Origin of the sequence: Streptomyces panaciradicis (assembly GCF_023516615.1) — a bacterium.
GTDB classification, from domain to species: Bacteria; Actinomycetota; Actinomycetes; order Streptomycetales; family Streptomycetaceae; genus Streptomyces; species Streptomyces panaciradicis.
This window is the reverse complement of the sequence record NZ_JAMGBF010000284.1, coordinates 1-3,915: the sequence shown is the minus strand read 5'-3', so window position 1 is coordinate 3,915 and position 3,915 is coordinate 1. Positions and strand designations below refer to the sequence as shown.

At 71.2% G+C, this 3,915-nt stretch carries 4 protein-coding genes and 1 pseudogene; 1 reads left to right on the top strand and 4 read right to left on the bottom strand.

Features of this window, described 5'->3' with window-relative positions; genetic code table 11:
• The 4 genes and pseudogenes from M8J74_RS43735 to M8J74_RS43720 form a co-directional block, all read right to left on the bottom strand.
• Positions 1-250: pseudogene (locus tag M8J74_RS43735) on the bottom strand (IS5/IS1182 family transposase); the annotation flags it as partial.
• A gap of 353 nt (positions 251-603) precedes the next feature.
• Entirely contained in the window at positions 604-1,050 is a 447-nt protein-coding gene (locus M8J74_RS43730) for a PIN domain-containing protein (protein WP_249841718.1), read from the bottom strand.
• Positions 1,047-1,289, bottom strand: a complete 243-nt coding sequence (locus tag M8J74_RS43725; protein ID WP_249841717.1) for a type II toxin-antitoxin system Phd/YefM family antitoxin — start codon at positions 1,287-1,289, stop codon at positions 1,047-1,049. The genes M8J74_RS43730 and M8J74_RS43725 overlap by 4 nt, the downstream gene beginning before the upstream one ends.
• Before the next feature lie 280 nt (positions 1,290-1,569).
• The gene (locus tag M8J74_RS43720) at positions 1,570-2,208 is read right to left on the bottom strand and encodes a ScbR family autoregulator-binding transcription factor (RefSeq protein ID WP_249841716.1); all 639 of its coding nucleotides are present in this window, start codon (positions 2,206-2,208) and stop codon (positions 1,570-1,572) included.
• A gap of 902 nt (positions 2,209-3,110) precedes the next feature.
• Here M8J74_RS43720 and M8J74_RS43715 point away from each other — a divergent pair.
• Positions 3,111-3,915: ScbA/BarX family gamma-butyrolactone biosynthesis protein (locus M8J74_RS43715; RefSeq protein ID WP_249841715.1), on the top strand; the 805-nt coding region annotated here is incomplete at its 3' end.

Here is a 3,915-nt window from a genome sequence, read left to right as displayed (position 1 = left end):
CGTGCCGGCGGGTGATCAGGCAGACCGCGAGGCCGAGGAACGCCTCGCGGATGCCGTCACGTCGTTCCCAGCCGACCCACAGGCGGCGCAAGCCGTGCAGCCAGGAGATCATCCGCTCGACGCCCCAGCACAAGGTGCCCCGACCGGTGCCGTGCGGCCGGCCGCCTTCGGCGATCGCGGGCCCGATACCGCGCCGGCGCAGGAGGCGGCGATACCTGTCGTGGTCGAAGCCGCGGTCGGCCAAGAGCATGCCGGACCGCCTGCGCGACCTGCCGACCACTGCGGCAACGGCCGAAATCTTGCCCACCAGCGACAGGAATGCGGTGACGTCGCCCGCGGTTTTCGCCGGCCGGCGACACCGCGAGCGGAACGCCCTGACCGCCGGTGACAAGACAGTGCCTGCCGCCCGGCCATACGCCGCCGACCGGGCTGGATCCGCTTCGGGGCCCCGGCGTGCCGCCCGGACGCGGGAAACCGGCAGTCACATGCTCAACCGCTTTTGTGAGAGCCAGGAAACGAGGCCGGCAGGGCCGGGCGCGGGCCTATGCCAGAGCGCGGGTGACACAGTGAGCGGGCAGGGCCGGGCGAGCCGGGCCGCCGTGGCTACAGATCTTCGGGTAGCAGCCGAAATGCCGGGTGCCCGGTCAGGGGCCGGACCATGCGGAAACGGCGGCCGGTGGTGAGCAGGGCGTCGGTGCGATAGGCGGCGGCGAGGGCGACGTTCATGGCGTCGGTGAGGCCGATGCCTTTGCCTCCGTCAGCGTCCGCGTAGCCTTCGGCGACCGCGATGGCCGCACTCAGATGCGCACTGACGGCAGGCACCTCGAAGCGTCGGGTTGCAACGTTACGTTCGATGAAGCGTGCCGCCATCAGGGCCTTGCGGGCTCCGGCCCGGGTGGAGATCAGATAGTCCAGTTCAGCCAGAACCAGGGGAGAGATGATGAGGTGGCTGGTCGCTGCCAGGGCCTTCTTGTGCTCCTCGTGGCCAGTGAGTTTCGAATCGAGCAGGCGGTACAAACCGTTGGTGTCAGCGACGGCGACCAGACTCACTCGCCCATCCCCTTAAGAACATCCTCGATCTCGTCGTCGGTGAGGTCGGGCAGGCCGAGGTCGGGCAGATCGAGGTCGCCCATGGCGTCGGTCGGGTACGGGGGCACCTCGGTGTCGTTGATCGGGACCACCCGTGCGACGGGGGTGCCGTTCTTGGTGACGGTGACGGTCTCACCCCGAGCTGCTGCGGCGAGAATCTGGGAGGACTTCTGGTTGAACTCGCGGGCCGTGGTCTCCATGTAGTACATGTTACTACGAGCGTGTGTTCCGCTGTGCGGGTACGCGCCAGGACCACCCGAAGCGGTATCGCCGCCCCCCCACCGAAGGGCACTGGTGACACGCGCGGCCAGGCATTTGCCCGAGCGCGCCCCCCTCGCCGAAACCGTCCGGCCAGGACGGACCTGCCCAAGCTGCGACTCTTGGCCACACAGCCTGCCCGCTCAGCCAGACAAGGGGCGGCTCAACGAGGCCGGCAGGTCCGGGTACGGGCCCGTGCCAGAGCGCGGGCGCGGGTGCGGGTCATTCCTGACGGGAGGCCGCGGCCGGGGTGCCGCCGGCCTGCAGCCCGCCCAGGACCTCGGCCGCGGCCAGCCGGGGCAGCAGCAGGTCCCAGAACTGCACCAGCGTCTGCGCCGACGTCCAGGCAGGATCCTCCGCACCCAACTGCTCAAACCCCACCGTCGCCGCCACCACCGTCACCGAAGCATCGGCCGCCGACACACCCGGAGCCAGGACGCCGTCACGCTCGGCGTCCTTGAGGACCTCCTCCACCCAGCCCTGCCACTGCCCCCGCAAGTCCGCCGACCCGTCCCGGCGCGGCGGCCCACTGCCCAGCTCGAACCCGGCCCGCACCACCACATCCCGCTCCAGACGCTCCATCAGGGCATGCGTGGCATCAATGAGCCGCTGCAACGGATACGCCCCACCCGCCCGCACGGAAGCACCGATCGCCCGCAGCACGGCGGCCGCCTCCTCCTCCACCGCACGCGCCAGAGCCTGCTTGCTGGCGAAATGAAAATGCAGCGCCCCATTGCTCACCCCCGCCATCTTGCTGATCGACGTCAGCGACGCCAGCACGAAACCATCCCGGGCAAACACCTCCGCCGCCGCCCGCACCAACGCCCGACGCGTCCGCGCAGCCCGCTCCTGCTTCACCATCGCCTCGAACTCCCCTGCCCTCGCAGCCCGCAGCCGGCCACCGCCGGCCCTCACCTTCACCCCAGCACGACCCGCACACAGCCCACCCCCACCACCACGCCAAGCAACCGACGCCCCGACGCGCGGACGCGCGGACGGCCGAGCGGCGCGGCACCGTATACGCCCCCGCGCACCACCGCACACCGATCCGCGAGAGTCCGGGCGGACCGGCACAGCTGGCCCAACCGGCCACACCCCACGGCACACCACAGACGGAAAAACGCGCACACGCACGCTCCCCACCCCACCGCGGGCCGTCACCGCCGGTCGACACACCAGGGATTGTAACAAACCGCGCACGCGGTCTCTATTTTAAGGGTGAAGGTCCTGCGAAACCACGACCGCCCCCATGCCACCTTCACGGCGGCCGGGGGCGCACCGGCCGGCCCGCCACCGACCGCCGGGCCGCCAACCCCTCGCACCCCGGCCCCCAGCACTCCGAGGGCGGCGGAGAAGAGTGAGGGCTCACCGGCCGCGCCGCACCCGGTCCGCGGCCGCCGGCCCGCCCTGCCCGGCCCTGTCGGCCCGCCGTGATCAGGGAATATGCCCCTCGCATGAAAGCCGCCCCGGGACGGGCCGCCCGGGAAGGGCCCGGTAAGACGACGGACGGCGCCCCTCGCCGGCCCGGGGCTCCCGGGAGGCTCCACCGGGCCGCGAGGACCCGGCAAGCGCCCGTCAGCCGAAGACAGAGAGCACCCCGAGCGCTCCTCCACCGACAGGGAACGCGGCGCTCCGCATTTTGCTCGCGGGAACCCCGCATTCCTTCTAGAAATTAAACCGGGTGGTATGTATCTTCACTGTCCTCGGCGCTCCACCACCCACATTCCGGCCACAACCAGGCCACGGCGGCTCGGGGGAAAACCATGTCCACGCCTGTGAGCACCTACCGCACGAACCACTCGATACCCGGCATGACCCACCCGCGGCACCCCGGCGCCCCCACCGGCAGCGCCCCCCTCTCCCAGCGCCTGACCCGCACCGTCCCCAAAGAACCCGTCCACCGCGCATCCGTCGCCGAAGTCCTGCTCACCGACTGGGCACGCAGCAGCGCACACCACTTCGTTCTGGCCGCCCAATGGCCCCGCGGACACAGCTTCTACACCCCCATCGACGGCCGCCACGACCCCCTCATCGCCGCCGAAACGATCCGCCAGACCGGCCTCCTCCTCGCCCACACCGAATACCACGTCCCCCTCGGCCACCACTTCCTCCTCCACAACCTCCACGTGACCGTGACGCCCGCACAGATGCGCGTAGGCGCCGCCCCCGCCACCCTCGAACTCCACGCCCGCGTCGGAGAGGTGAAGGAACGCCGCGGCCAGGTGACCGGCTTCCGCACCGACGTCACCATCCACCGCGACGGCCACCTCACCGCCACCGGAGGCGGCACCATGACCTGCATCGCCCCCCGCGTCTACCAACGCCTACGCGCCCCCCACACCGGCCCCGACACCATCCCCGCCCTGCCCCTCACCGCACCCGAACCCCCACAAAACGTCGGACGCACCACCCCCACCGACGTCGTCCTCACCCCCCTCGGCCAACCTGGCCGCTGGCAACTCCGCATCGACACCCGCCACCCCACCCTCTTCGACCACCCCCACGACCACACCCCCGGCATGCTCCTCCTCGAAGCCGCCCGCCAAGCCACCACCGCCACCCTGGGCC